Annotated in this window: 25 protein-coding genes and 3 tRNA genes; 14 read left to right on the forward strand and 14 right to left on the reverse strand. The window is 75.6% G+C overall.

Going from position 1 to position 25,190, the window contains the following annotated elements:
* Window positions 1–226 precede the first annotated feature (226 nt).
* The 4 genes from ACI798_RS22185 (at window position 227) to ACI798_RS22200 (ending at window position 1,444) form a co-directional block, all read left to right on the forward strand.
* Window positions 227–976, forward strand: coding sequence for a DUF3566 domain-containing protein (locus ACI798_RS22185; RefSeq protein WP_456940433.1), 750 nt, complete (start codon window positions 227–229; stop codon window positions 974–976).
* A gap of 57 nt (window positions 977–1,033) precedes the next feature.
* Window positions 1,034–1,107 (forward strand) — tRNA-Ile (locus ACI798_RS22190).
* A 74-nt stretch (window positions 1,108–1,181) separates the two neighbouring features.
* Complete coding sequence (locus ACI798_RS22195) at window positions 1,182–1,331, forward strand: DLW-39 family protein (protein WP_456940432.1); 150 nt, start codon at window positions 1,182–1,184, stop codon at window positions 1,329–1,331.
* Between the two features lie 40 nt (window positions 1,332–1,371).
* Window positions 1,372–1,444: transfer RNA gene (locus ACI798_RS22200), tRNA-Ala, on the forward strand.
* Window positions 1,445–1,470: 26 nt separating this feature from the next.
* On the opposite strand, the gene ACI798_RS22205 is transcribed toward ACI798_RS22200, so the two are convergent.
* The gene (locus ACI798_RS22205; protein ID WP_457048974.1) at window positions 1,471–3,387 is read right to left on the reverse strand and encodes a winged helix-turn-helix domain-containing protein; all 1,917 of its coding nucleotides are present in this window, start codon (window positions 3,385–3,387) and stop codon (window positions 1,471–1,473) included.
* A 69-nt stretch (window positions 3,388–3,456) separates the two neighbouring features.
* Window positions 3,457–4,179, reverse strand: a complete 723-nt coding sequence (locus tag ACI798_RS22210; RefSeq protein ID WP_457048975.1) for a hypothetical protein — start codon at window positions 4,177–4,179, stop codon at window positions 3,457–3,459.
* 132 nt (window positions 4,180–4,311) lie between these two features.
* Between ACI798_RS22210 and ACI798_RS22215 the strand changes: the two genes are divergently transcribed.
* Window positions 4,312–4,845 (forward strand): peptidylprolyl isomerase, encoded by a 534-nt coding sequence (locus ACI798_RS22215; protein ID WP_457048976.1) that lies wholly within the window; start codon window positions 4,312–4,314, stop codon window positions 4,843–4,845.
* A gap of 128 nt (window positions 4,846–4,973) precedes the next feature.
* A complete protein-coding gene (locus tag ACI798_RS22220; protein ID WP_456940428.1) occupies window positions 4,974–5,741 on the forward strand; it encodes a rhomboid family intramembrane serine protease in 768 nt (255 codons plus the stop codon).
* 16 nt (window positions 5,742–5,757) lie between these two features.
* On the opposite strand, the gene ACI798_RS22225 is transcribed toward ACI798_RS22220, so the two are convergent.
* Together ACI798_RS22225 and crgA are read right to left on the reverse strand one after the other, a co-directional pair.
* The gene (locus tag ACI798_RS22225) at window positions 5,758–6,165 is read right to left on the reverse strand and encodes a PH domain-containing protein (RefSeq protein WP_457048977.1); all 408 of its coding nucleotides are present in this window, start codon (window positions 6,163–6,165) and stop codon (window positions 5,758–5,760) included.
* Window positions 6,166–6,690: 525 nt separating this feature from the next.
* Window positions 6,691–6,963 carry a cell division protein CrgA gene (gene crgA, locus ACI798_RS22230; protein ID WP_456940426.1) on the reverse strand — a complete coding sequence of 91 codons (273 nt, stop codon included), beginning with the start codon at window positions 6,961–6,963 and terminating at the stop codon, window positions 6,691–6,693.
* Window positions 6,964–7,102: 139 nt separating this feature from the next.
* Between crgA and ACI798_RS22235 the strand changes: the two genes are divergently transcribed.
* Together ACI798_RS22235 and ACI798_RS22240 are read left to right on the forward strand one after the other, a co-directional pair.
* Window positions 7,103–7,867: a DUF881 domain-containing protein gene (locus ACI798_RS22235; RefSeq protein ID WP_457048978.1), complete on the forward strand. Its 765-nt coding sequence runs from the start codon at window positions 7,103–7,105 to the stop codon at window positions 7,865–7,867.
* A 25-nt stretch (window positions 7,868–7,892) separates the two neighbouring features.
* Window positions 7,893–8,543 (forward strand): aminodeoxychorismate/anthranilate synthase component II, encoded by a 651-nt coding sequence (locus ACI798_RS22240; protein ID WP_456940424.1) that lies wholly within the window; start codon window positions 7,893–7,895, stop codon window positions 8,541–8,543.
* A 62-nt stretch (window positions 8,544–8,605) separates the two neighbouring features.
* Here the strand turns inward: ACI798_RS22240 and pknB are convergent, their stop codons facing one another.
* From pknB to ACI798_RS22275, 7 genes are all read right to left on the reverse strand, one after another.
* On the reverse strand, window positions 8,606–10,567 hold the full coding sequence (gene pknB / locus ACI798_RS22245; RefSeq protein ID WP_457048979.1) for a Stk1 family PASTA domain-containing Ser/Thr kinase: 1,962 nt from the start codon (window positions 10,565–10,567) through the stop codon (window positions 8,606–8,608).
* A gap of 136 nt (window positions 10,568–10,703) precedes the next feature.
* The gene (locus ACI798_RS22250) at window positions 10,704–12,530 is read right to left on the reverse strand and encodes a protein kinase domain-containing protein (RefSeq protein ID WP_457048980.1); all 1,827 of its coding nucleotides are present in this window, start codon (window positions 12,528–12,530) and stop codon (window positions 10,704–10,706) included.
* Window positions 12,530–13,972 (reverse strand): peptidoglycan D,D-transpeptidase FtsI family protein, encoded by a 1,443-nt coding sequence (locus tag ACI798_RS22255; protein ID WP_456940421.1) that lies wholly within the window; start codon window positions 13,970–13,972, stop codon window positions 12,530–12,532. The genes ACI798_RS22250 and ACI798_RS22255 overlap by 1 nt, the downstream gene beginning before the upstream one ends.
* The gene (locus ACI798_RS22260) at window positions 13,969–15,381 is read right to left on the reverse strand and encodes an FtsW/RodA/SpoVE family cell cycle protein (protein ID WP_456940420.1); all 1,413 of its coding nucleotides are present in this window, start codon (window positions 15,379–15,381) and stop codon (window positions 13,969–13,971) included. The genes ACI798_RS22255 and ACI798_RS22260 overlap by 4 nt, the downstream gene beginning before the upstream one ends.
* Window positions 15,381–16,802, reverse strand: a complete 1,422-nt coding sequence (locus tag ACI798_RS22265; RefSeq protein ID WP_456940419.1) for a protein phosphatase 2C domain-containing protein — start codon at window positions 16,800–16,802, stop codon at window positions 15,381–15,383. The genes ACI798_RS22260 and ACI798_RS22265 overlap by 1 nt, the downstream gene beginning before the upstream one ends.
* Window positions 16,803–16,866: 64 nt before the next feature.
* Window positions 16,867–17,328: an FHA domain-containing protein FhaB/FipA gene (locus tag ACI798_RS22270; protein WP_387988658.1), complete on the reverse strand. Its 462-nt coding sequence runs from the start codon at window positions 17,326–17,328 to the stop codon at window positions 16,867–16,869.
* Between the two features lie 13 nt (window positions 17,329–17,341).
* Entirely contained in the window at window positions 17,342–18,160 is an 819-nt protein-coding gene (locus ACI798_RS22275) for an FhaA domain-containing protein (protein ID WP_456940418.1), read from the reverse strand.
* A gap of 175 nt (window positions 18,161–18,335) precedes the next feature.
* On the opposite strand from ACI798_RS22275, the gene ACI798_RS22280 reads away from it, so the two are divergent.
* Together ACI798_RS22280 and ACI798_RS22285 are read left to right on the forward strand one after the other, a co-directional pair.
* Window positions 18,336–18,418 (forward strand) — tRNA-Leu (locus tag ACI798_RS22280).
* Between the two features lie 250 nt (window positions 18,419–18,668).
* Entirely contained in the window at window positions 18,669–19,964 is a 1,296-nt protein-coding gene (locus ACI798_RS22285; RefSeq protein ID WP_456940417.1) for an NAD(P)/FAD-dependent oxidoreductase, read from the forward strand.
* A 1-nt stretch (window position 19,965) separates the two neighbouring features.
* Here the strand turns inward: ACI798_RS22285 and ACI798_RS22290 are convergent, their stop codons facing one another.
* The 3 genes from ACI798_RS22290 to ACI798_RS22300 all read right to left on the reverse strand — a co-directional run bounded on the left by ACI798_RS22290 (window position 19,966) and on the right by ACI798_RS22300 (window position 22,131).
* Window positions 19,966–20,361, reverse strand: coding sequence for a nuclear transport factor 2 family protein (locus tag ACI798_RS22290; RefSeq protein ID WP_456940416.1), 396 nt, complete (start codon window positions 20,359–20,361; stop codon window positions 19,966–19,968).
* A 72-nt stretch (window positions 20,362–20,433) separates the two neighbouring features.
* Complete coding sequence (locus tag ACI798_RS22295; protein ID WP_456940415.1) at window positions 20,434–20,871, reverse strand: DUF1707 SHOCT-like domain-containing protein; 438 nt, start codon at window positions 20,869–20,871, stop codon at window positions 20,434–20,436.
* 96 nt (window positions 20,872–20,967) lie between these two features.
* Complete coding sequence (locus ACI798_RS22300) at window positions 20,968–22,131, reverse strand: acyl-CoA dehydrogenase family protein (protein ID WP_456940414.1); 1,164 nt, start codon at window positions 22,129–22,131, stop codon at window positions 20,968–20,970.
* 97 nt (window positions 22,132–22,228) lie between these two features.
* On the opposite strand from ACI798_RS22300, the gene ACI798_RS22305 reads away from it, so the two are divergent.
* From ACI798_RS22305 to ACI798_RS22320, 4 genes are read left to right on the forward strand one after another with little or no spacing between them, the layout of a single operon-like run.
* The gene (locus ACI798_RS22305) at window positions 22,229–22,816 is read left to right on the forward strand and encodes a TetR/AcrR family transcriptional regulator (RefSeq protein ID WP_456940413.1); all 588 of its coding nucleotides are present in this window, start codon (window positions 22,229–22,231) and stop codon (window positions 22,814–22,816) included.
* Window positions 22,813–23,286, forward strand: a complete 474-nt coding sequence (locus ACI798_RS22310) for a GNAT family N-acetyltransferase (RefSeq protein ID WP_457048981.1) — start codon at window positions 22,813–22,815, stop codon at window positions 23,284–23,286. Before ACI798_RS22305 ends, ACI798_RS22310 begins: the two co-directional genes overlap by 4 nt.
* A 31-nt stretch (window positions 23,287–23,317) precedes the next feature.
* Window positions 23,318–24,010 carry an RNA polymerase sigma factor gene (locus ACI798_RS22315; RefSeq protein WP_457048982.1) on the forward strand — a complete coding sequence of 231 codons (693 nt, stop codon included), beginning with the start codon at window positions 23,318–23,320 and terminating at the stop codon, window positions 24,008–24,010.
* Entirely contained in the window at window positions 24,007–25,098 is a 1,092-nt protein-coding gene (locus ACI798_RS22320; RefSeq protein WP_457048983.1) for a hypothetical protein, read from the forward strand. Before ACI798_RS22315 ends, ACI798_RS22320 begins: the two co-directional genes overlap by 4 nt.
* The last annotated feature ends 92 nt before the right edge of the window (window positions 25,099–25,190 follow it).

Raw genomic sequence — 25,190 nt, forward strand, 5'->3', positions numbered from 1 at the left:
GGCGCTCCCCACCACGCCCCCCACCCCGCCCACCCCCACCCCCCCCCCCCGCCCCCCCCCCCCCCCCCCCCCCCCCCCCCCCCCCCCCCCCCCCCCCCCCCCCCCCCCCCCCCCCCCCCCCGGCTCCCGCTGACGGACACGACCGGCGCCCGGGCGCCTCCGGCACCACGCCGGACCGCCCGGGTGCGAGAACGCGGCGAGGGCCGCAGGCGAACGGGAGAACGGCATGAGCGACCGGCCGCAGGCGGTGCGCACCGGGGTCCGCCCGGAGAGCGCAGCCGGAGCGGACGGAGCCCCGGCGACGGGCTCGGCGCCCGCCACCGGCCAGACACCCGCTCCGTCCGGGGCGTCCCCGGCCGGGGCCGTGCCGGCGGGCGCGGGCCCGTCGCTGGCCAAGCCGGCGACCGGCCAGGCGCCCGCCCAGCAGGTGGCGCCCCAGGCCCCGCCGCAGGCCCCCCGGCCGGCCGACGCCACCATGCCGGGGCCGGTGAGCGCCACCCAGGCGGTCCCGCCGGTCGCGGTGGCCGCCCCGCCGGCGGCGGCCCGGCCTCCCCAGCAGCCGCCCGCTGCGCAGCAGGCCGGCAAGCAGGCGAAGAACCGCGGCAACCGCGGTCCGCGCCGCGCCCGGCTCCAGCTGCGGCACGTCGACACCTGGTCGGCGCTGAAGATCTCGCTGATCCTGTCGATCGCGATGTTCTTCATCTGGATGGTCGCGGTCGGGATCCTCTACGGGGTCCTGTCCGGGCTCGGCGTCTTCGACACCCTCAACGACCTGTTCGGCCAGCTCGGCACGTCGGCGAGCGGCGAGGGCGGCGGTGACGTCATCACCCCGGGCATCGTCTTCGGCGGGGCGGCCGTCATCGGCGCGATCAACATCGTGCTGATGACCGCGCTGTGCACCGTCGCGGCGTTCATCTACAACCTCTGCGCCGACCTGGTCGGCGGCCTCGAGGTCACGCTCGCCGAGCGCGACTAGGCGAGGGACCCGCGTGCAGGGGCCGTCCGCGGTCCCTGTACGCTGGTCGAGGTCCACGGGCCTGTAGCTCAGGCGGTTAGAGCGCATCCCTGATAAGGATGAGGCCGGAGGTTCAAGTCCTCCCAGGCCCACCCGTGAACCGGTGCCCCGGCACCGCGACAGCGAGGCCCCGTCCGTGGCCGCCGTCGTACCCAGGAGGTACCGCGTGCTCAAGAAGCTGGCCCTGGCCGCCGTCGCGGCCGGTGCCGTCGCCGCCGTCCGCCGGCGCTCGTCCGGCAGCGGCAAGGCCGAGGCCGACCTCTGGCACGAGGCCACCAGCGGCCCCCAGTCGGTCAGCCGCCCCACCACCCGCTGACCCCGGGCTCCCGCGCGGAGCTCCCGGGGACAGCGCTCCCGGGGACGTAGCTCAATTGGCAGAGCACCGCCTTTGCAAGGCGGGGGTTAGGGGTTCGATTCCCCTCGTCTCCACCGCACCACCGCGGCCCAGCCGCCGCTCAGCCCAGCTGTGAGCGCCAGTCCTCCCGCAGCCGGTACCCGCGGCCCCGCACGGCCTCCACGGCCGGGGCACCCGGCCCCAGCTTGGTCCGCAGGGTCCGGACGACGGCGTCCACGACGTTGCTGCCGCCGGCGTACTCGGTGTCCCAGACCTCCCGCAGCAGCTCCGGCCGGGTGACCGTGCGGCCCTCGCGGTCGCGCAGGCACCGGAAGAGGCCGAACTCGAGCGGCGTCAGCCCGACCCGCCGGTTCCCGACCAGGAGCTCGTGGGCGTCGGGGTCGAGGGCCGGCTCGTCGGCCACCCCGAGCTCCCGGGCCAGCAGCTCGACGAGCCAGCCGTCGACCGAGCGCCTCCCGAAGTCGAGCACGACGCTCGTGAACGGCCGGCCGTCGAGCACGACCGGGGGACCGGGCAGCGGCCGGAAGCCCAACTCCCGGACGACGGGCCAGTAGGCCGGGACGTCCTGGACGACGACGAACATCTCCCGCAGCGCCGGGCGCAGCGCCATGTAGGTCCGCTTCACGTCCAGCCAGCACGCCGCCTGCGTCGTCCCCGGAGCCTCGCCGCGCTCCCGGTCCAGCCACCGGCGCAGGCCCAGCGCGACCTCGCGGCGCCCCAGCGGGTGGCTGTCCAGGTGCCGGGCCCAGGACCGGACGACGGGGTCGTCGGCGACGGGGGAGTGCCGGATGCGGGCGTCGTCGAGCAGCACGAAGAAGGCCGCCACGCCGCCGTCCCGGTCCCGGGAGACGGAGAACGCCGACGGCGTCGTGACCCACCACCGGTCCAGCAGCCGGGCGCCCTCGGGCCCCTCGTGCCGGCGGGTGATCCCCCGGACGGCGTCCTCGTCGAGGGTGGTCGCCGGCTCGACGGTCACCTGCTGCACGTCCCCGGGGAAGAAGGCGGTCCGCACGACCGGGTTGTCGAGCAGGTAGAGGACGTCCGCGGTGTAGCGCCACAGCTCGGCGGGCGCCGCCGACCGCATCTCGTCGCGCAGCCGCCGCCACGCCGCCCGGCGGTACTCGCGGTGGCGCACCGGGTCGGCGGTGCGCAGGTGCCCGGCCACGGCGTCGCGGACCGCCTCGTGCACGACGGCGCCGTCCCGGCCGGCCACGACGAAGGGGAGCGCGAGCAGGCGCTCCATCGCGACGGCGCCGTCGCCGCCCAGGACGGCGTCGAGCAGGGACTCCGTGGCCCGCCGCAGGACGGAGGCCGCCTCGAGCGCCCGCCGGGTCAGCGGGTCGGCGATGTCCTCGAAGTACAGCCGGGTCAGCTCCTCGACGACGCGGGACATCGCCGCGTCCTCCAGCCCGAGCTGCGGGTTCTCCGCGACGCCGGCCGTCGCCAGGACCAGCGCCAGCGGGTGCCCGCGGGCGACGTGGTTGAGCCGGTCCGCCTCCGTCGGGGCCACGCCGTGCTCGGCGAGCAGCAGGCGCGCGTCGGCGTCGGACAGCGGCGCCAGCGGGACGGTGCGGAAGCTGGGCACGCCGTACCAGGCGGGCACCGGGCGCTCGCGTCCGCCGAGGACCAGGAGGGTGCCGGCCGGGAGCGCGGGCACTAGGGTCCGGCGCAGCCAGGTGTCCAGGAGCAGGAAGTGCTCGTACTGGTCCAGGACCAGCACGACCGGCGGCCCGAGCCCCTCGAGGGAGGCGACGAGCGCCTCCACCGTGCGGTGCCCCCCGAGGGCGCCCAGCAGCCCACGCTCGGTCGGCTCCACGGAGCGGCAGTCCAGCGCCGCGACCGTCGCGCCGGCGGCGGCCGCGAGCTCCGCGAAGGCGTCCAGCAGGGCCGACTTGCCGATGCCCGGCAGGCCGTGCACGTGCGTGACCCCGCCGCGGCGCACGTGGTCGAGCAGGAGCGTGACCTCCGGTCCTCGCCCCAGCAGCGGAGCGGCGCCGGGCCGCATGGCCGTGCGCACGCCCCGAGACTGGCCGCCGGGGGAGGGTGCGACAAGGGGCGGACGTCCCCCCGCGACCGGGGCCCCGGGTCACCCGGGGACGACCTCCACGGTGACCGAGACGGACCCCTCGTTGTTGTCGTACCACCCGGGCGGGCCCTGGTAGTAGTAGCCGTCGGCGAAGCCGAGGAACAGCCGGGTGGCCTCGTCCGGAGCGGTGACCCGGAGGTCGCGCCCGTCCCCGACGAGGAAGGTCTGGCCGATCTCCGGCGCGACCGGATCGGCGGTGTCGACGCCGGTGACGTCCAGCCGCGGCGGTGCCTCCCCCTGCGGCGGGTCGTCGGTGAGGAACACCCCGGTGACGAACATGCCGTTGTCGCCGGCGACGATCCCGGAGATCCCGCCGTACGACTCGACGTCGGTCGTCCCGTACCGGCCGCCGTCGCCCCCGGGACCCACCCGGTCCGCCGTGCCCACGATGGGTGTGACGCTGCCGTCGACCTCCGGGAAGGTCACGACGCGCCCCTCGCCCTCCGGCAGCCGGAACAGGGTCGGCAGCACGCCGTCGCCGCCGCCACCCGGGGCGGGCGGGTCGTCGAGCCCGGCGCCGAAGACGTTGGCCTGGGCCGGCACCTCGAGCGCGCCGTCCCCGCTCCCGGAGACGACCGCCACGACGCCCCAGGCGAGGAGCCCGCCGGCCGCCGCGCCGGCGACCACCGTCGCCGCCCGGCGCCCGGGGGGACGCCGCTCGCCGGGCGCCCGGGCCGTCGCCGCTCGTCCCGTCGTGCCCCGGTGCGGCGTGGACGTGGCCATGGCCGTCCCCTCTCGTGCGCCTGGGGAGGATGGTGGCCCGCCGGCGGGGGCGTCCGATGAGGGTTCGATGAGGGTCCGGTGACGTCTGCTCCCCGTGCTCGGGGGGAGCAGACGAGTGGGAGAGTGGGCGGCGTGACCGAATCGACCCCCGCACGCCGTGCCGTGCTGCACACCAACCACGGCGACATCACCGTCGACCTGTTCCCCGACCACGCGCCGAAGACGGTCGCGAACTTCGCGGACCTGGCCGAGGGCCGCCGCGAGTGGACGCACCCGGCCACCCGCGCGAAGACCACCGACCCGCTGTACGACGGGACGATCTTCCACCGGGTCATCGACGGCTTCATGATCCAGGGCGGCGACCCGCTCGGTCAGGGCTTCGGCGGCCCGGGCTACCAGTTCGGCGACGAGTTCCACCCCGAGCTGGCCTTCGACCGCCCGTACCTGCTCGCCATGGCCAACGCCGGGCCGGGCACCAACGGCTCGCAGTTCTTCATCACCGTCGGCCCGACGCCGCACCTCAACCGCAAGCACACGATCTTCGGCGAGGTCGCCGACCAGAGCAGCCGCGAGGTCGTGGACCGCATCGCCAAGGTCCGCACCGGCCGCAACGACCGTCCCGTCGAGGACGTCGTCATCCAGTCGGTCGAGGTGCAGCGCAGCTGACCGCCGGTCCCGACGACGGGGGCGCCGGCCGGCCGCCGGCGCCCCCGTCGGCCACCTGCTACCGCCACCCGGACCGGCCGACGGGCGTCCGGTGCGCGCGCTGTGACCGGCCGATCTGCCCGGAGTGCATGACACCGGCCGCGGTCGGCTTCCAGTGCCCCGACGACGTCCGGGCCGGTGCCGCCGGGGTCCGCCGTCCCCGGGCGGCCTCCCGCTGGTCCGGCGCCCGTCGCCGGTTCGGCCCGGTGACCGTCTCGCTGATCGCCGTCAACGTCGTCGTCTTCGTCGTCACGGCCGTCTCGGCGGTGTCGGTGGGCCAGAGCCCGCTGGACAACTGGCGCTCGCCGGTGTTCGAGGAGTTCTCGCAGGTCCCCGTCCTCGTCGACGTCTTCGGCCAGGACTGGCGGCTGCTCACCGGGGCGTTCCTGCACATCGGGATCACCCACCTGCTGCTCAACATGCTCAGCCTGCTGGTCTTCGGCCCGGAGCTGGAGGGGCGCCTGGGCTGGTGGCGTTACCTCGCCGTCTACCTGCTCTCCGCCCTGGGCGGCGCCGTGGCCATCCAGCTGTTCGGCGAGCCCGCCCGGCCCGTGGCCGGCGCGTCGGCGGCCCTCTACGGCCTCCTGGGCTCCCTGGGCGTGCTCCTGCTGGTCGCCCGGCAGGACCTGCGCGGCCTGCTCACCCTGCTGGCCCTCAACGTGGTCATCAGCTTCCTGCCCGGCGTCTCGCTGCTGGGCCACCTCGGCGGCCTGGTCGCCGGCGCCCTCGCCACCGGGCTGCTCGTCCTCACCCGCCGCCGGACGGCGGCGCAGGTCTCGTCGCTCCTGGCGCTGGCCGCGGTCCTGGTGACCCTCGCCCTCGCCGTACCCGTGCCCCTGGTCGTCCTCGGGCTCTGAGAGCCGGTCCGGCACCTCAGCCGGGCCGCAGCGCCTCCAGGGCCCGGGCGACGGCGGCCGGGTCCGTGCCGAGGTCCCGGCGGCCCAGCAGCACGAGGGTGCCCTCGTCGTCGGGGTGCGCGGCGGTGTCGAGCTCCAGCAGCCGCGAGCGCACCCCCAGCCGCCGGGTCGTCCGCAGCCGCACGCGCAGGCCCGCCCACGGCAGGCGGGTCCGCCCGGCCAGCGTCCGCACGACCACGCCGGCGTCGTCCGCCGCCAGCCGGGGCCGCAGGACGACGTCGCGCAGCGCCGTGCCCACCAGCAGCACGCCGGCGGCGCCGACCAGCACCCGCCCCGCCGCGTCGAGCCCCAGGGCGGCCAGCGTCAGCAGCACCCCGCCGAGCCCGAGCGTGACCGTCTCCGCCGTCCGCGCCGACCACTGCACGTCCCCAGCCTCCCAGGGCGCCCGCAGCGGCTCCGTCCACAGGCCGGGAGAGGTGGGGACGCCCGCCCGCGGGCGGGATCTGCCCTGTTCGGCCCGCGTGTCGACTCCTCGACAGCGGCCCCGTGCTCGCGCTCGGTGACCGTCCCGGCGCTGCGGCATGTCGACACATCCACAGCTGGGTACACAGCTGGGGACAAAGCACAGAGCTGTAGTTACTCGGGTGCCCTTCTCGTCACACGCGCCTCACGAGTTGCGAAACCGCAGGTCAGCGCGGTGGAGTCGAACAGGCGTTCTCCACATGCGGTGGACAACCCTGGGGGTAGGGCGTCATGTCGACCTGTGGATCCACCGGTGGTGTGTGCACAGCGGTCCACACCCCCGGTGTCCACCCCCGGACCGGCCCCGTGTACACGAGAGGCCCCCGTCCCGGGAGCGGGACGGGGGCCTCTCGAGAGGTGCTGGAACGGCCCTGCTGCAGGGTCCCGCCCCGAGCGTGCGAGGGGCGGGGGGCAGCGGGGTCCTTCGTCACCGCCAGCGCATCGACATGACCAGGCCGACCACCATGGCGCCGAAGCCGATGGCGAAGTTCCACGCCCCCAGCGACACCATGAACGGGATCTGGTCGCCGGCCACGTAGTAGACGACGATCCACAGCAGGCCGAGCACCATGAGCGTGACCATGAGCGGCGCGTACCAGCGCGGGCTCGGCTGGACGGCCCGTGCGTTGGCCGCGCGCGACTGCAGCACGCCCTCGGGCGGCGTGTAGACCGACTTCTTGCGGACCTTGGACTTGGGCACTCCGACCGACTCCTGCTGACTCGCTGGGGGTGCCGGTCCGTCGCGACCGGCACGATCGCCTCCCAGCCTAAGCTCCGGGGGGACCCGCACGGCCGCGCCGGACGGCGTGCCTCCCCCTCCCGTCCCCCCAGGAGCCCCCGTGACCGCCTCCGAGCCGCCGGTGAGCCCCTCCCGGGGCCGGTCGGCCTGGGGCGCCCTGGTGCCCGTGGTGGCGCTCGCGGCGGGCCTGCTGTTCGCCACCTCCAGCCAGACCGCGGAGGGCTCGGACCTGCGCGCCGGCGACGTCACCGAGCTGTCCGAGCTCATCGCCCAGCGCGACGAGGTCATCGCCGACCAGCAGCGGCAGCTGGCCGCGCTGCAGCGCCAGACCGAGGCGCTCACCGACCAGGCGGCCTCCCGCAACGGCGCCGTCGCGGGCGCCCAGGCGGCCGGCGACGCCGGCGCCCTGTCGGCGGGCCTGGTCGCCCTCCGCGGCCGCGGCGTGGAGATCACCCTCGACGACGCCCCGCGCCGGCCCGACGGCAGCCTGCCGACGGGCGCCCGCCCCGACGACGTCGTCATCCACCAGTCCGACGTGCAGGCGGTCGTCAACGCCGTGTGGGCGGCCGGCGCGGACGGCGTGGCGATCATGGACCAGCGGCTGATCGCGACCAGCGCCGTCCGCTGCGTCGGCAACGTGCTGCTGCTGCAGGGGCGCACGTACTCGCCGCCGTTCGTCGTCACGGCGGTCGGCGACCCCGCCGCGATCCGCGCCCAGCTGGACGCCTCGCCGCAGGTGGCGGTCTTCGAGCAGGCGGTCGAGGACTTCGGGCTGACCTTCGCCGTGCGCGACCGGCCGGAGGCCGCGGTGCCGGCCTACACCGGCTCGCTGGACATGGCACACGCCACAGCCGCTGACGGCTGACCGGGCGCTGCTGTACACAAGGAACGTGAGCCGGCCCGTCCTCGTCGTCGACAACTTCGACAGCTTCGTCTACAACCTGGTCCAGTACCTGGGCCAGCTCGGTGTGCAGTGCGTCGTCCGGCGCAACGACGCCGTCACCGTCGACGAGCTGCCCGACCTCGACGTCGCCGGCGTGCTGCTGTCCCCCGGCCCCGGCACGCCCGCCGACGCCGGCGTGACCGTCCCCATGGTGCGGGCCGCCGCCGAGGCCGGGACGCCGGTGCTGGGCGTGTGCCTGGGCCACCAGGCGATCGCCGAGGCCTTTGGCGCCGAGGTCGTCCGCGCGCCCGAGCTGCTGCACGGCAAGACCAGCGAGGTCGTGCACGACGGGGTCGGCGTGCTGGCCGGCCTGCCCTCGCCGTTCACCGCCACGCGCTACCACTCGCTGGCCGTGGACCGGGCCACCGTGCCCGACGAGCTCGAGGTGACCGGCACGACGGCGTCGGGCATCGTCATGGCACTGCGGCACCGTGAGCTGCCGATCGAGGGCGTGCAGTTCCACCCCGAGTCGGTGCTCACCGAGGGCGGCCACCGGATGCTGGCCACGTGGCTCGCCGCGTGCGGTCAGGAGCCGGACCCGGCCGTCGTCGAGGCCGCCGCCGCGGGCGCCCGGCGCCTGTCCGCCGCCGCGGTCTAGTCCCCACACGACGAAGGGCCCCTCCCGACCGGGAGAGGCCCTTCCGTCGTGACGGGGGTGGCTCAGCCGCCGATGATGATGCCCGGCCCCAGGCTGGGCGGGCTGGGTGACGGGGAGGACCCGGTCGTGGGGGTCGCCGTCACGCGGGCGATCAGCAGGGTGATGCTGCCGTCCGGGGCCACGGTCTGCCCCGGCTGCGGGTTGCTGCCGGCCACGGTGCCGTCGGCCTGGCCGGGGTCGGCCTCGGTGTCCTGGGTGTCGATCGTCCCGGTGAAGCCGGCGGCGGCCAGCGTCTGCCGGGCCTGCGCCTCGGTCTGCCCGACGATCGCGGTCGGCACGGTGACCTCCGCCACGCCGCCGGACACCTGCAGGGTGATCGGCTGGTCGGCGGATGCCTGCTGGCCCGCGGCCGGGTTCGTGCCGACCACGGTGCCGGCGGGCTGGTCGGAGTCGACCTCGGTCGTGGTCAGGTTGCCGAAGCCGGCCGTCCGCAGCGCCTGCTCGGCGGCGGCCTGGTCCTGGCCGGCCACGTCCGGGACCTCGTCGGTGCCGTCGGAGACCGACAGCGTCACGGTGGTCTCCGGCGCGACCGCGGCGCCCTCCTCCGGGTCCACCGCGACGACGGTGCCCTCCTCGGCGAGGGAGTCGACCTGGTCGGAGTTGACGCTGCCGGTGAAGCCGGCGTTGTCCAGCGCGGTCCGGGCCCGGTCCTCGTCGAGGTCGACCACCTGCGGCACGGTCACGGTGTCCGGCGCGCTGGCGACGGTGAGGTCGACCTCGGTGCCCTCGTCCACGCGGGCGCCGCCGGACGGGGTCGTCGACAGCACGGTGCCGACCGCGTCCTCGTCGTCGGTCACCTGCGGGGTGACGTCGCCGACCGCGAGGCCCGCGGCCTCGATGGCGGCCTCGGCGTCCTCCTGCTGCTGACCGACCAGGCCCGCCGGCACGGTGACCTGTGCGGTGGCCTGCGGCTGGGGGTCCTCGTCGCCGGAGTCGACCAGCAGGGCCACGCCGACGACGGCGCCGATGAGGACCAGCGCGCCGACGACGAGTGCCACGACCCGGTTGCGCCTGCGCCGGCGCGCGGCCGCGTCGTCGTCCCACCCGGCGTCGCCGTAGGCGGGCGCGGCGCCGAGGATGGTGGTCTTCTCCTCGTCGCCCATGACCGGCGTGGCCTCGACCCGCTGCCCGGCCAGCGCCCGGAGCAGGTCGTTGCGCATCTCGGCGGCCGACTGGTACCGGTTCGCCGGGTTCTTGCTCATCGCCTTCATGAGGATGGCGTCGAGCTCCGGCGGCACGGCCGGGTTGATCGAGGACGGCAGCCGCGGGTCCTCGCGCACGTGCTGGTAGGCGACCGAGACCGGCGAGTCCCCGGTGAACGGCGGTGCGCCGCAGACCAGCTCGTAGAGCAGGCAGCCCAGGGAGTAGACGTCGGAGCGGGCGTCGACGGCCTCGCCGCGGGCCTGCTCGGGGGAGAGGTACTGCGCGGTGCCGATGACCGCGGCGGTCGAGGTCATCGTGGCGGCGGAGTCCGACACCGCGCGGGCGATGCCGAAGTCCATCACCTTGACGCTGCCCTGGGGCGTGATCATCACGTTCCCGGGCTTCACGTCGCGGTGCACGATGCCGTTGCGGTGGCTGAAGTCCAGGGCGGCGCAGATGTCGGCGGCCAGGCTCATCGCCCGCTCCGGCTGCAGCACGCCCTCGCGGCGCAGCACGTCGCGCAGGGTCTCGCCCTCGACGTACTCCATGACGATGTACGGCGTCGCGCCGCTGGTCGTCCGGTCCTCGCCGGTGTCGTACACGGCGACGATCGAGGGGTGGTTCAGCGAGGCGGCCGCCTGGGCCTCCCGCCGGAAGCGCACCTGGAACGAGGGGTCGCGGGCCAGGTCGCTGCGCAGGACCTTGACCGCGACCTCGCGGCCCAGCCGCAGGTCGCGCCCGCGGTGCACCTCCGCCATGCCGCCGCGGCCGAGCACCCCGCCGATCTCGTAGCGCTCGCCGAGCACCTGGGGGGTGGTCATGCGTGGTCCTCTCGGGCGGTGCTCTGGTGGGTCGCGGGCGTCCCCGGGCAGCAGGGAGCGCCGGGCGCGCGCCCGGTTCCGGCGGTCACCCTAACGGGCGACGCCGCCCGGTCCCGGACGGCGCGAGGGAGCGCCGTCACTCCGACGGGCCCTGCCCGGCCACGTTCGCGGCACCGGGCGGCTGCAGGCCCTGTCCGTTCGGCGAGCCCCCCGCTTCCTCGCTGACCGTCGGCTCGGTGGTCGGCGGCGGCGGCGCGGTGGTGCCCTGCTGGTTCGTGGTCGTCGGCACGGACGGCTGGGTGGCGGTCTCGGTCGTGGTCGGGGCGGGCGCCGGCGTGGTGGTGGTCGGCGCGGGCGGCTGGGTGGTGGTCGGCGCCGGGGTGTCCTGGCCGCCGCTGTCCTCGTCGCCCGAGCCGCTGTCCTCCTGGCCGCCGGAGTCGTCGCCGGTGTCCTCGGGCTCCTGCTCCGGGGCGTAGTCCTCCCGGGCCACGTACAGGGTGACGGTGGAGCCGCGGGGGACCGGGATGCCGTTGGGGTCGACGGCGGCGACCTCACCGGCACGGAGCTCGACGCCCGCGGCCGCCAGCTGGTCGGTGTCGGCGTCGGCCTGGGCCACCTCGAGGCCGGCCTCCTCGAGCTCGGCCTGCACGTCGTCGGCGTCCTCGCCGATGTACTGCGACGCCGCGGGGATGTTGACCAGCTGCTGCGTCGCGCTGGCCGAGCCGGACGCGGAGGTGCTGGCCGAGGGACCGGCGGTGGTGCCGTCGCGGTCGTCCCCGCCGCCGAGGAGCAGCCAGGCGCCGGTGACGAGCCCGGCGACCACCAGCAGGGAGACCAGCGCCCACACCCACCGGCGGTTGTCCCGGCGCGGCGCGGCCCCGTCGTCCCACCGCTGCTCGTCGCCGTCGACGGGCGGGCCCTGCAGCGGCGGCATGGTGCGCGCACCGGCAGCGTGCCGCCCCCCGGTGCGCGGGCCGGTCGCCGCGGCGGCGCCGAGCGCGGCCCCCGCGGCCGCACCGGTGACCGGGCCGCCGAGGACGCGGGTGCCCTCGCCGTCGACCTCGGGGATCACCTCGGTGCGCGCGGCGGCCATCGTCCCGGTGGCCGACGTCGCGGGCGCCAGGCCGCCGCCGGCGGCCACCGAGCGGATCGCCCCGCCGAAGGCGGCACCGTCGGTGAACCGGTCGGCCGGGTCCTTGGCCAGCGCGCGCTCGACGAGCAGCCGCACCGCCGGCGGGATGTCGCCGGGCAGCGGCGGCGGCGGGCGGTTGATGTGCGCCAGCGCGATGGCCACCTGCGAGGTGCCGTCGAAGGGCCGCACGCCGGTGAGGCACTCGTAGCCGACGACGCCGAGCGAGTAGACGTCGGAGGCGGCGGTGACCTCCATGCCCTGCGCCTGCTCCGGCGACAGGTACTGCGCGGTGCCGACCACCATGCCGGTGCGGGTCAGCGGCGTGGTGTCGCGGGCGCGGGCGATGCCGAAGTCCGTCAGCTTTACCACGCCGTCGGGCCGGACGATGAGGTTGCCCGGCTTGATGTCGCGGTGCACCACCCCGGCGGCGTGCGCGGCCGACAGGCCGTCGGCGGCCTGGCCGAGGACGTGCAGCGTCCAGTCGACCGGCAGCCGCCCCTCCTCGTGGAGGATCGTCACCAGCGGCTTGCCCTCGACCAGCTCCATGACGAGGAAGGCCAGCTGGCCGTTGCCGCCGTCGGCGCTAGTCTCGCCGTAGTCGTAGACCGAGGCGATGTTGGGGTGCGACAGGGCCGCGGTGTGCCGCGCCTCGTTGCGGAACCGGGCGACGAAGCTCGGGTCGCCCATGTACTCGCTGCGCAGCACCTTGGCGGCGACGACGCGGTCGAGGACGCGGTCGCGCGCCCGCCAGACCTCGCCCATGCCGCCCGTGGCGATCGGCTCGGTGATCTCGTAGCGGCCGGCCAGGATGGTGCCGGTGGACAGGGCCATCAGCCCCCCTGACCCTCGAGGTAGGCCTCGATCACGTCGCGCGCGATCGGGGCGGAGACGTCGCCGCCGGTACCCCCGCCGTTCGCCACGAACACCGCGACGGCGATCTGCGGGTCGTCGGCCGGGGCGAAGCCGATGAACCAGTTGTGGTCGGGGCCGGCGTTCTGCGCCGTCCCGGTCTTGCCGGCGACCTCGATGCCGGGCACCTGCGCGCGCCGGCCGCTGCCGTTCTCCACGACGCTGACCATCATCTCGGTCAGCTGGTCGGCGACCTCGGGCGTCACCGGCTGGGAGAACTCCTCCGGGTCGGACCGGTCGATGACGGTGAGGTCGGGGGCGCGCACCTGGTCGACGAGGTAGGGGGTCATCAGGGTCCCGTCGTTGGCCACGGCCGCGGCGATCATCGCCGCCTGCAGCGGGGTCGTCCGGACGTCGCGCTGGCCGATCGAGCTCTGGCCCAGCGCCGCTTCGCTCTCGATGTCGCCGACGCTGCTGCCGGCGACCTCCAGCGGGATCTCCATGCCGTCCCCGGTCATGCCGAACGCCTCGGCCATCTCCCGCACCCGGTCCTCGCCGAGGTCGATGCCCAGCTGCGCGAAGGCGGTGTTGCAGGAGATGGTCAGCGCGTCGATCAGCGACTGCTCCTGGCTGCTGCTGCAGGAGGAGCCGTTGAAGTTCTCCAGCGTCGTCGACGTGTCCGGCAGCGTGAGCAGGTCGGGGGCGGGGACGACGGTGTCCGGGGTGTACTCGCCGGTCGCGAGCGCGGCCGCCGAGACGATCACCTTGAAGATCGAGCCGGGCGGGTAGTTGTCCTGGGTCGCGCGGTTCAGCCGCGGGTCGGCCTCCATCGCGTCCAGCTGGTCGGCGTAGGCGCGGATGGCGGCGGGGTCGTGGCTGGACAGCTGCCCGGGGTCGTAGGTGGGCGTGCTGGCCATGCCGAGCACCGCGCCGGTGGACGGGTCGAGCGCGACGACCGCGCCGGTGACGCCGTCGAGCCCGGCCATCGCGGCCTCCTGGACGGCGGCGTCCACGGTGAGGACGACGTCGCCGCCGGCCGGGTCGCGGCCGGTGAACAGGTCGGCCAGCCGCCGGGTGAACAGCCGGGCGTCGGAGCCGGTGAGCACGTCGTTGGCCGCGCGCTCCATCTGGGCGCTGTTGTAGAGCAGCGAGTAGTAGCCGGTGACCGCGGCGTACGTGGCCCCCTGCGGGTACTGCCGCAGGTACTCCAGCGTGTCCTGGGTGGGGACCGAGAGGGCCACCTCGGTGCCGTCGACGACGATCGAGCCGCGCTCGCGCGAGTACTCCTCGGTGAGCACGCGGGTGTTGCCCGGGTCCTCGCGCAGCTCGTCGGAGCGCACGACCTGGATGTAGTTGACGTTGACGATGAGCAGCGTGAACAGCACCAGCACGCTGATCGCCACCCGGCGCAGCGGCGCGTTCACGTGGACACCACCTCGGTCGGGGCATCGCCGAAGGCGGCCTTCGGCGGAGCGGGCGGGCCGGCCGGCCGGCGGGCGGCGTCGCTGATCCGCACCAGGATCGCGACCAGCCCGAAGTTGGCCACCAGCGAGGACCCGCCGTAGGCGACGAACGGCGTGGTCAGGCCGGTCAGCGGGAGCAGGCCGGTGACCCCGCCGAGGACGACGAACAGCTGCCAGGCGACGGCGAAGGCCAGGCCGCCGGCCAGGAGCTTGCCGAAGGCGTCGCGCACGATCAGCGAGGTGCGCAGGCCGCGCTCGACGAGCACCAGGTAGATGACGATGACGGCGACCAGGCCGAACAGGCCCAGCTCCTCGCCGATCGCCGAGGCGATGAAGTCGCTCTTGGCCACCGGCACCTGGTCGGGGCGGCCGCCGCCGAGGCCGGCGCCGAACAGCCCACCGGTGCCCAGGCCGAACAGCGACTGGACCAGCTGGTAGCCGCCCTCGTCGCGGTAGGCGAAGGGGTCCAGCCAGGTGTCCACACGCACGCGCACGTGGCCGAAGAGCTGGTAGGCGAGGAACGCGCCGCCGGCGAACAGGCCCAGGCCGATGAGCAGCCAGCTGGCCCGCTCGGTGGCGACGTAGAGCATCACCACGAAGATGCCGAACAGCAGCAGCGAGCTGCCCAGGTCGCGCTCGAAGACCAGCACGAGGATCGACACGACCCAGACCACCAGCACCGGGCCGAGGTCGCGGCCGCGCGGCAGCTCCAGGCCCATGACCCGGCGGCTGGCCAGCGCCAGCACGTCGCGCTTGTCGACCAGGTAGGCGGCGAAGAAGACGATCAGGCAGATCTTGGCGAACTCGCCGGGCTGGATGCTGAAGCCCGCGACCCGGATCCAGATCTTGGCGCCGTAGACCTCGGAGACCGACGCGGGCAGCACCGCGGGCAGCGCGAGCAGCACCAGGCCGACCAGGCCCAGGGTGTAGGCGAAGCGGGACAGCAGCCGGTGGTCGCGCAGCACGACCACGACGGCGACGAACAGCGCCACGCCCAGGGTCGCCCACAGCAGCTGGACCGGGGCGTCCTCGCGGGTGGCCTCGCCGTCCTGCAGCCCGGCGAGGTCGAGCCGGTGGATCATCGTCAGCCCGAGGCCGGTGAGCACCGCCACGGCGGGCAGCAGCAGCGGGTCGGCGTAGGGCGCGAACCGGCGGACGACGAGGTGCACGACCAGCCAGAGGGCGGTGAACCAGCCGCCGAAGGTCAGCAGGTCCGCGCGCAGCGAGCCGGTGACCGTGACGTCGACGATGCACTGCGCCGCGAGGGTGATGAGGACGGCGAACCCGAGCAGCGCGAGCTCGGTGTTGCGCCGCCGGGGCGGGACCGTGCCCGGCGCGGGCGCGCGCGGGTCGGTCGAGGGGCCGCCCATCACTCCGCCTCCCGGCAGTCCACCCCCGGCTCGGGCGACGACGACGGGGTGACCGACGTCGGCGCGGCCTCGGTGCTGCCGCCCGCTCCCGGCCCGGAGGGCACGGCCCCGGCGTCCGGGGAGGGCAGCGCGCCGTCAGGGAGCGGCGACAGCGAGGCCTCGGCCGACGGGGGAGCGTCGTCCGAGGGGGTGGACGGTTCGGGGTCGCACGGCGGCAGGGTCGCGTCGTGCAGGTCGCGCACGATGCGCTGCGCGTCGTCGGCGTCGCTGGCCTCGATGCCCTGCCGCACGCTGTTCCGGTCGTAGGAGGACAGGTCGTCGAGCGCGATGTCGGTGACGTCGTCGACCCGGTAGAGGTCCAGGCCGAGCAGGGCGGTGTCGAAGCCGCGGTAGACCGCGACCCGGTCGCCGCCGTCGGCGGCCGCGACGCCCACGAACCAGTGGGTGAGCACCCACAGCCAGGTGGCGATCGCACCGGCCACCAGGAGCAGCACCGCCCCCACAGCGACGAACAGCCGCCGCCGAGGGCGGCGGCGGTCGGTGGGAGCGGCGGCCGTGGAGCTGTTCGTCGGTGGTGGAGGCGGCGTGGGCGGGGGGTCGGCGAGCGCCGCCCGGCCGGCCGCCGAGCGGGGGTCGACCTCGCGCTGGCCGCGGTTGTCCCCCGCCGCGCCGTCGACCACCGGCTCCATCGAGGTGCCCGTGCCGGAGTCCTCGACGACGTCGGCGACGATCACGGTGATGTTGTCCGGGCCGCCGCTGCGCAACGCCAGCTCGACGAGCCGGTCGGCGGTCGACTGCGGGTCGGGGTCCTTGAGCGCCTCGGCCAGCGTCTCCTCGCTGACCACCCCGGACAGGCCGTCGGAGCAGAGCAGGTAGCGGTCGCCGGCGCGCGCCTCGCGCATCGACAGGTCCGGGTCGACGTCCTGCCCGTTGAGCGCCCGCAGCAGCAGCGAGCGCTGCGGGTGGTGGTTGGCCTCCTCGGGCGTGATCCGCCCGTCGTCGATGAGCGTCTGCACGAACGTGTCGTCGTGGGTGATCTGGGTGAGGACGCCGTCGCGCAGCAGGTAGGCGCGGGAGTCGCCGACGTGGCACAGCGCCAGCCGGCCGCCGGCGAACAGGACGGCGGTGAGCGTGGTGCCCATGCCCTCCAGCTGCGGCGACTCGCGGATGACCTCGCGCAGGTGCTCGCTGCCGTCGAACACCGCCTCGCGCAGCGCCTGCAGCATGTCGCCACTGGGCGCGTCGTCGTCGAGGTGCTCCAGCGCGGCGATCACGACCTTGCTGGCGACGTCGCCCGCCGCGTGCCCGCCCATGCCGTCGGCCACGGCCAGCAGCCGGGGCCCGGCGTAGACCGAGTCCTGGTTGTTGCCGCGGACCAGACCGCGGTCGGAGCGGGCGGCGTAGCGCAGCGCGAGACTCATCGGGACCTGCTCACGTCTGCTCTGCCGCTCCCCGAGGTCGTCGCGTCCGTCGTCAGCAGGGTCATCAACGCAGCTCCAGGGCGGTCTGGCCGATGCGGATCGGCTGGCCGGGAGCCACCAGCAGCGGACCCTGCACCCGCTGCTGGTCGAGGTAGGTGCCGTTGGTCGAGCCCAGGTCCTCGACGTACCACTGCCCGCTGCGGTTGGTCAGCCGGGCGTGCCTCGAGCTGGCGAAGTCGTCGGTGAGGACGAGCGTCGAGTCGTCGGCGCGGCCGATGAGGATGGGCTGCTCCCCGAGGGTGATCTTCGTCCCGGTCAGCGGACCGGCGGTCACCACGAGTGTGCGGGGGCCGCGTCCGCGCTTGCGGGCGGGGGTCGCCGCGGCCCGGGGCGGGACCGAGGCGACCCGCCCCGTCCGGCCGCCGAACAGGTCGGCGCGGACCACGCGGAACGCGGCGAAGATGAACAGCCACAGCAGCAGCAGGAACCCGAAGCGGAAGACCTGCAGCACGATCTCGGCGGTCACGGCCGGCCTCCGTTCACGCGCCGTCCTGCCGGTAGACCAGCACCGAGTGGCCGATGCGGATGACGTCGCCGTCGGACAGCGCCTGGCGGCTGACCCGGCGGCCGTTGACCAGCGTGCCGTTGGTCGATCCCAGGTCCTCGACGACGGCGGTCCCGTTCTCCAGGACGCAGTCGGCGTGCTTGCGGCTGACGCCGGTGTCGGGCAGCCGGATGTCGGCGTCGGTGCCGCGGCCGATGACGTTCCGCCCGGTGCTGAGCTCGTGCCGGGTGCCGGGCCCGTCGACGACGAGCACGTGGGTGACGCCGGGGCGGGAGCCCGCGCGGCCCACCACCGAGGGGTGCTGCCGCCCGGTGTCGGTGGCCACCCGGCCGTGCAGGGGCGGCAGCGGGGGGACCGCACCGGAGCCGTGCAGCGGCGGCGCCGGCGGGACGGCGGAGTCGGCGCGCGAGCCCGGGCGGGCGGGGTCGGCTACGTGCGAGCTGACCTCGAACACGCCGGTCGGCAGGGCGTCGTCGCGCTCGAGGCGCACCTGGACCTGGCCGAAGACCTGCCAGCCCTCGTCGTCGATGTGCTCGGAGACCATGTCGGCGAGCTCGGAGGCCAGCTGACCGGACCACTCGGCGAGGTTGTCGTAGTCGGTGGGGCCCAGGCGGACGTCGTAGACGTTGGGCGCGAGCACCCGGCCCTCGCCCATGACCGACTTCTGCTCGTCGGCCTCCCGCTGCAGGGCCTTGGCGATCTCGGCCGGGTGGACCTTGCCCTTGAAGATCCGGGCGAAGGCGAAGCCGACCATCCCCTCGAGCCGTCGCTCGAAGCGCTGCAGCACGCCCACAGTCGCTCCTCCACGCTCGCCCGTACAGGTGATCCCCGACTGATCGTAGCCGGGTGGTTGCGTCGCGACCGGCCAGGAACGCGTGACACCCCCGGGGCCGATCGACGCCCCGGGCCCGGGAGCAGGACCCCTCCGCCGGGTCCCGCCGGCGGGCTGCTACTGTCGTTCCTCGCCAGGGCAAGTGGCGGAATGGCAGACGCGCACGGTTCAGGTCCGTGTGTCCGGAAGGACGTGGGGGTTCAACTCCCCCCTTGCCCACCCAGACGAACGGCCCCCGGGATCCCCGGGGGCCGTTCGCGTTCCCGGGGCCCCCGATGCACCTCCTCGACCAGGACGGGCGCGGGCCGGCACCAAGACGCCCGCGGCTCGCTGCGGACGGCGGTGGGGCCCGTACCGAACGCCGTGCCACGCCTGGGACCGTCGGCGGCGTCGGGCGGGGGCTTGTCCGCCGCAGCGGTCCCGAGGACGGTGACCCGGGCACGGGGACCGGCCCGCGGAGGCCTGCGACATGAGTCCGAGACCGACCCGCTCCACCGCGTCCGACGACGTCGACGCCGACGTCGTCGTCGTGGGCGGCAGCATCGCCGGCTGCACGGTCGCCACCCTGCTGGGCCGTGCCGGGCTGCGCGTCGTCGTCCTGGAGGCCCACCGGGACCCCGCCGCCCACAAGCGGCTGTGCACGCACTTCATCCAGTCCTCGGCGCTGCCGACCATGCGCAGGCTGGGCTTGGACGAGCCGCTGGAAGCGGCCGGCGCGGTGCACAACGACACCGACCTCTGGACCGAGGCCGGCTGGATCCGGCATCCGAGCCCGCGCCCGGACCTGCCGCCGCACGGCTACAACGTGCGGCGGCAGGCGCTCGACCCGCTGCTGCGTTCCCGCACCGCCGGCACACCCGGCGTCGAGGTGCGCCACGGCGTACGGCTGCGCGACCTGCTGCGCGAGGACGGCCGGGTCGTCGGCGTCCGCGCCGACGCCGGCGGTGAGCCGCTGGAGATCCGCGCGCGGCTGGTCGTGGGAGCGGACGGCCGGGGGTCACGGACGGCGTCGCTGGCCGGCCTGCCCGGTCGGGAGGCACCCAACGCCCGGTTCGCGTACTTCGCCCCCTATCGCGACGTCGGCCTCCCCGAGCCAGGCGTCTCGAGGATCTGGTTCCTCCCGTCGGGGGAGGCCTCGTACGTGTTCCCCAACGACGACGGCGTGACGGTGATCGCGACCTTCATGCCGAAGGAGCGCCTGCCGGAGTTCCGGTCCCGCCCGCTGGAGGACTCCCTGCGGGCGTCGTTCACCGGGTTGCCCGAGGCGCCCGACCTGGCCGGCGCGGAGCGGGTGGGCGACGTCGTGGGGATGGTCGACTACCCCAACGTCACGCGGCGGCGGGTCACCGGGCCGGGCGTCGCGCTGGTGGGGGACGCGGCGCTGGTCGGGGACCCGGTGTGGGGCGTCGGCTGTGGCTGGGCGTTCCAGACCGGGGAGTGGCTGGCCGATGCCGTGGCACCGGAGCTCCTCGACGGCCGGGTGCCCGTCCGGGGCCTGGCCGCCTACGGCCGGCGGCACCGCCGCCGGCTGCTGCCGCACCAGCGCATCCTGGTCGACCTGTCGTCGGGGCGGCCGTTCAACCGGTTCGAGCGGCTCGTCTTCGGCGGCGCGGTGCACGACGAGCGGGTGGCCCGCACCGTCGCGGCCTTCGCGACCCGCAACGCACCACCGACGGTCCTGTTCTCCCCGGTCCTGCTGGCGCGGGCGGCCCGCGCGCGGCGGAGCGCGGGCCGCACCGCGGTCGCCGCCGGGGCGCGGGAGTGACCTACGCGGTGCCGGCGGTCTCCTGCAGGAAGGCGGCGGAGTCGTAGTAGGTGCGGACACCGGTGAGCAGGCCGTCGTCGGACCCGTCGCCCTCGATCACGGTGACGCCGCGGTAGGTGAACGGCTTCCCGCTGCGCAGCGTGCCGCGGGACTCCCACTCCAGCGCGGCCGTGTTCTCCCCGACCGACCGCGAGGTGAACGTCGTCTCCAGCTCGCCGAAGACGTTGCGGTAGTCCTCCCAGAAGCGCCGGGCGCCGTCGCGCCCGCGGGCCTCGTGGTCCTGGTTGAGCTTCATCAGCTCGGCGTCGTCACCGGTGAGGTCGACCAGCGGCTGGGGGTCGCGCTCGGCGTCGAGGTGGTGCAGCGCGTCGGCGAAGCGTTCGGTGAGCGTGTGCACGGGAGTCCTCCGGGGTCTCGGCTGCGGTGCCCGGAGGGCTACCCGGCCGGGACCGGACGGACCCGCACCGGTTCAGGCGGCCGGCCGCCGCGCACCGCGCCGCTCACCGAGGGTGCGGGCGAGCAGGACGACACCCCACGGGCCGACGACCCACACCGGCCACGGGTGGACGAGGTCCCCGCTGCCCAGCACCGACACCAGCCAGATGCCGACGACGATCACGCCGGTCACCAGCCAGCTCGTCCAGGCCGCGCGCAGGTCGTGCCCCCACGCGCCGTGCCAGGGACCGCCGCACGCGGCCGCGGTCACCGGGCGGGGCGCCGGGCGGGCCGGGCCGGGCAGGTCCGTGGTGAGCTCGGCCAGCTCGCCGTAGGTCCGGGCGGCGTGCGCGCGGGCCGACCGGTCCTCGTACTCGGCCAGGGTCAGCCGGCCGTCGGTCAGCGACTCGTCGAGGCGGGTGACGACGGCGGCGCGGTCGGCGTCGGCGGCGCGCAGGTGCGGCTCGGGCATCTCGGGGCTCCTCGTCGGGGGGTGACCCGAGTCTTTCCCCGCGCGACACCCGTCACCATTGACAGACGTCACGACTCGGCCGTGCGTCCTGCACGGTCAGCCGTTCGCGGGCACGGCCTCCGCCGCGAGGTGCTTGCCGATGACCATCCGCTGGATCTGGTTGGTGCCCTCGAAGATCTGCATGACCTTCGCCTCGCGCATGTACCGCTCGGCGGGGTGGTCGCGGGTGTAGCCGGCCCCCCCGAGCACCTGGACGGCGTCGGTGGTGACCTTCATCGCGGCGTCGGTGGCGACGAGCTTGGCGATGCTGGCCTGCCGCGAGTAGGGCTGCCCGGCGTCCTTGCGGCGGGCGGCGACCAGGTAGGTGGCGCGGGCGGACTCGACGGCGGCGGCCATGTCGGCCAGCAGGAACGCCACGCCCTGGTGGTCGACGATGCGCCGGCCGAACGCCTCCCGCTCCAGCGCGTAGGCGACGGCGACGTCGAGCGCGGACTGCGCCAGCCCGACGGCGACGGCGCTGACGCCCAGACGCCCGGAGTCCAGCGCGCCCAGGGCGATGGCCAGGCCGCGGCCGGGCTCGCCGACCATCCGGTCGCCGGGCACCGCGACGTCGTCGAGCCGGATCGCCGCGGTCGTGGAGCCGGTGAGGCCCATCTTCTGCTCGGGCGGCGCCGCGGACAGGCCGGGCAGGTCGGGGGTGAGGTGGAAGCAGGAGATGGCGCGGTCCCCGTCGTCGGGGGTGCGCAGGAAGGTCGTGTAGAAGTCCGCCTGCCCGCCGTGGGTGACCCAGGCCTTCTCCCCGGTGGCGACCCAGCCGTCGTCGGTGGCCTTGGCGGCGGCGCGCATGGCCGCGGGGTCGGAGCCGGCGTGCGCCTCGGACAGGCAGTAGGCGCCGAGCAGCCGGCCGCCGACCATCTCCGGCAGCCACTCCCCGTGCTGCTGCGGGGTGCCGAACCGGTCGACCGGGCCGCAGGCGAGGGTGTGCACGCTCACGCCCAGCGCCACGCTGGCCCACCGCATGGCCAGCTCCTCGACCACCTGCAGGTAGACGGCGTAGGGCTGCCCGCCGCCACCGACGTCCTCGCCGAAGGGCAGGCCGAGGAGGCCCGCCTCGCCGAGCAGGGCGAACACCTCCCGCGGGAAGCGCTCCTCGCGCTCGTACGCGGCCGCCTTCGGCGCCAGCTCGGCGTCGGCGATCTCGCGGGTGAGCGCGATCAGGTCGGCTGCCTCCTGGGTGGGCAGCTCACGGTCGACGGCCACGGGGTCCCCCTCGTCGCGGATCAGCGGCAGTACCAGCAACGGTACGGCAGTATCGTCCGTCGTCCAGGGGCATGCTGTCGGGCCGGTGGGAGGTGCCGTGACGACGACCGAGACCGGCGAGCGGCGGCTGACCGCGCGCCAGGCACAGCTGCTCGACCAGCTGACCGAGGTGTTCCTCGCCGAGGGCTTCGCCGGGTTCACCCTCGAGGACCTCGCCGTCCGCCTGCACTGCTCCAAGACGACGCTGTACGCCCTCGCCGACAGCAAGGAGCAGCTCGCCGTCCGGGTGGTGCGGCACTTCTTCCGCCGGGCGACGGCCGCCGTCGAGGCGCGGACCGCCGGGGAGACCGACCCGGCGCGGCGGGTCACCGCGTACCTGGAGGCCGTGGCGGGGGAGCTGACCCCGGCGTCGCGGGCGTTCTACCGCGACCTGGAGGCCTTCCCGCCGGGGCGCGCGGTGTACGAGCACAACACCGCCGCCGCCGCCGAGCGGGTGACCGCGATGATCGCCGACGGCGTCGCGGCCGGCCGGTTCCGCGAGGTGCACCCGGCGCTGGTGGCCGACACCGTCACCACGCTGATGTCGCGCATCGGCCGGGGCGACACCGCCCGCGCCACCGGCCTCGACGACGCCGCCGCCTACCGCGAGCTCGCCGCGCTGCTGCTGCACGGGATCAGCCGGTGACGGTCGTGCTGGAGCCCGCCGCGTGGGACGACGACGAGGTGCGGCGGCTGACCACCGCGCAGCAGGCGGAGCTGCGGGCCCGCTACGACGGTGACGGCGAGCCGGGGACGCCGCCGTCGGCCGCGGACGTCAGCGTCGTCCTGGTCGCCCGGGACGCTTCCGGCGCGGCGGTGGGCTGCGGGGCGCTGCGGGCCCTGGGTGACGACGTGGCCGAGGTCAAGCGCATGTACGTGGCGCCGGAGGCCCGCGGGCAGGGCGTGTCGAAGCTGGTGCTCGCCGGCCTGGAGGCCGCGGCCCGCGAGCGCGGCTGGACGACGCTGCGGCTGGAGACCGGCCCGCGCCAGCCGGAGGCGATCGCTCTGTACGAGGGGGCGGGTTACCGTCCGATCCCCGCGTTCGGCGCCTACGGGGACGCCCCGGACGCCGGGTGCTCGCTGTACTACGAACGGGGCCTCGCCGGCCGCGCGTGAACCCGATCCGGCGCACCGGACATGGAGGGACGTGACCCCCTCGCCGCCCGCGTCCGGCCCACCACCGGTCGCCACCGCCCTCGCCGAGCACCGGTCGGCCGGCCCGTCCCCGGACGCCGTCCCGCTGCGCGCGCTGCCGTCGTCCCTGCCGACCGACGCCGAGGTGCTCGCCGGGTCGCTCGCCGAGCCGGAGCTGTTCGCGACGCTGTTCGACCGGCACGCCACAGCGGTGCACCGCTACCTGGGCCGGCGGGTCGGTGAGCTGGCCGACGACCTGCTCAGCGAGACCTTCCTCGTCGCGTTCCGCCGCCGCGCCGACTACCGGCCGGAGCGCCTGGACGTGCGGCCCTGGCTGATCGGCATCGCCACCAACCTGGTGCACGGCGCCGCGCGGGCCGAGCGGCGCCGCTACCGGGTGCTGGCCCGGGCGGCGGCCGAGCCGGACGCCCGCCCGGACGACGACCCGCACGACCGGCTCGACGCCGAGGCGCTGCGTGGCCCGCTGGCCGCCGCGCTCGCCGGGCTCAAGACCCCCGACCGCGACGTCCTGCTGCTCGTCGCCTGGGGCGACCTGTCCTACGAGGAGGTCGCCACGGTGCTCGACGTCCCGGTGGGCACCGTCCGCTCCCGCCTGCACCGCGCCCGCCGCCAGACCCGCGCGGCGCTGGAGGCGCCCACGCTGTCCGACCTGCTGTCCGACTCGGCCCCCGAGGAGACCCGGTGAACGACCTCACCCTGCTCCGCGAGGCCGGGCCCGAGGCGCCGGCCCTGACGCCCGCCGCACGCGCGGCCGCCCGTGCCGCCCTGCTGGCGGAGGTCGACGCCTCGCGCACCCTGCGCGGCCGGCTGCGCACCTCCCTGCCCGGCCGGCGGCTGTCGCTGCGCATCGGGGCCGCGGTGGTCGCCGTCGCGGCGGCGTGGACGACGGCGGTCGTGGTCGCGCCCGACGACGCCGTTCGGCAGTCCTCCGCCCCGCCGTCGGCCGCCGCGCCGGCGCCGGGCGGGATCACGCTCGTCGCCGCCGAGGCGGTCACCTTCCCGGTGACCCTCGATCCCGTACCCGAGGGGCTGACGCCGCTCTACAGCCGCCGGGGCGGCATCCCGGAGTACGGGAGCACGCCGCCGTACTTCGTCGCCGACTACGAGCCGACCTCCCTGGTGAGCGGGGGTGCCGGGTCCGGCGACCCCGGACGGGTGCTGCTCAGCGTCTTCCCCGAGGACCCGAGGACGTCGGAGGACTACGGGTTCTGGCCGGAGGGGGAGCCGACGGGGGCGGCGACCGTCGACGGCATCAAGGCCGACGTCTGGAGCGAGGACGGCGCGGTCAGCCTGCTGTGGGAACGGCCGGACGGGCGGTGGGTCTGGCTCGCGGGCGAGGGTGCCCGGGCGGAGGTCGCGGGCCTGGTCGCGATGGGGGAGTCGATCGTCGACCGGCCGCAGGCGGTGGGGCTGCAGTTCGGGCTGGCGCCGGCCGGCTGGTCGGTGGGCGGCTACGAGGAGAGCCGCAGCCTCGACCTGGTGAGCGACGCCGACCCCGTGCTGGCGCTGCGGCTCAGTGCGGTCGGCACGCAGTACACCGGGACGATGGACGAGCTCCTGGAAGGGATGCCGACGGCCGCCCCGACGGAGCCGGTGACCGTGCAGGGCCGCGACGGCCGGCTGGCGCTGCTGACCGGCGACGTGGGGCAACCGCCGTTCTGGACGCTGATCGGGCAGCTCCCGGACGGACGGTTCTTCCGCCTGCTCGCCCCCCAGGCGCTGACTCGCGGGCAGGTGCTGCAGATCGGCGAGCAGGTGACCGCCGCGCCCTGACGGCGCGCAGCCCGGGGCCGGGGGGGCCGCCGCCCGGCCCGGGGCGGGCCGGGGCGCGTCGCTTAGCGGGGGGGCAACCGCGGGGTGGGCCC

It is taken from the genome of Geodermatophilus sp. SYSU D01045 (assembly GCF_054050295.1).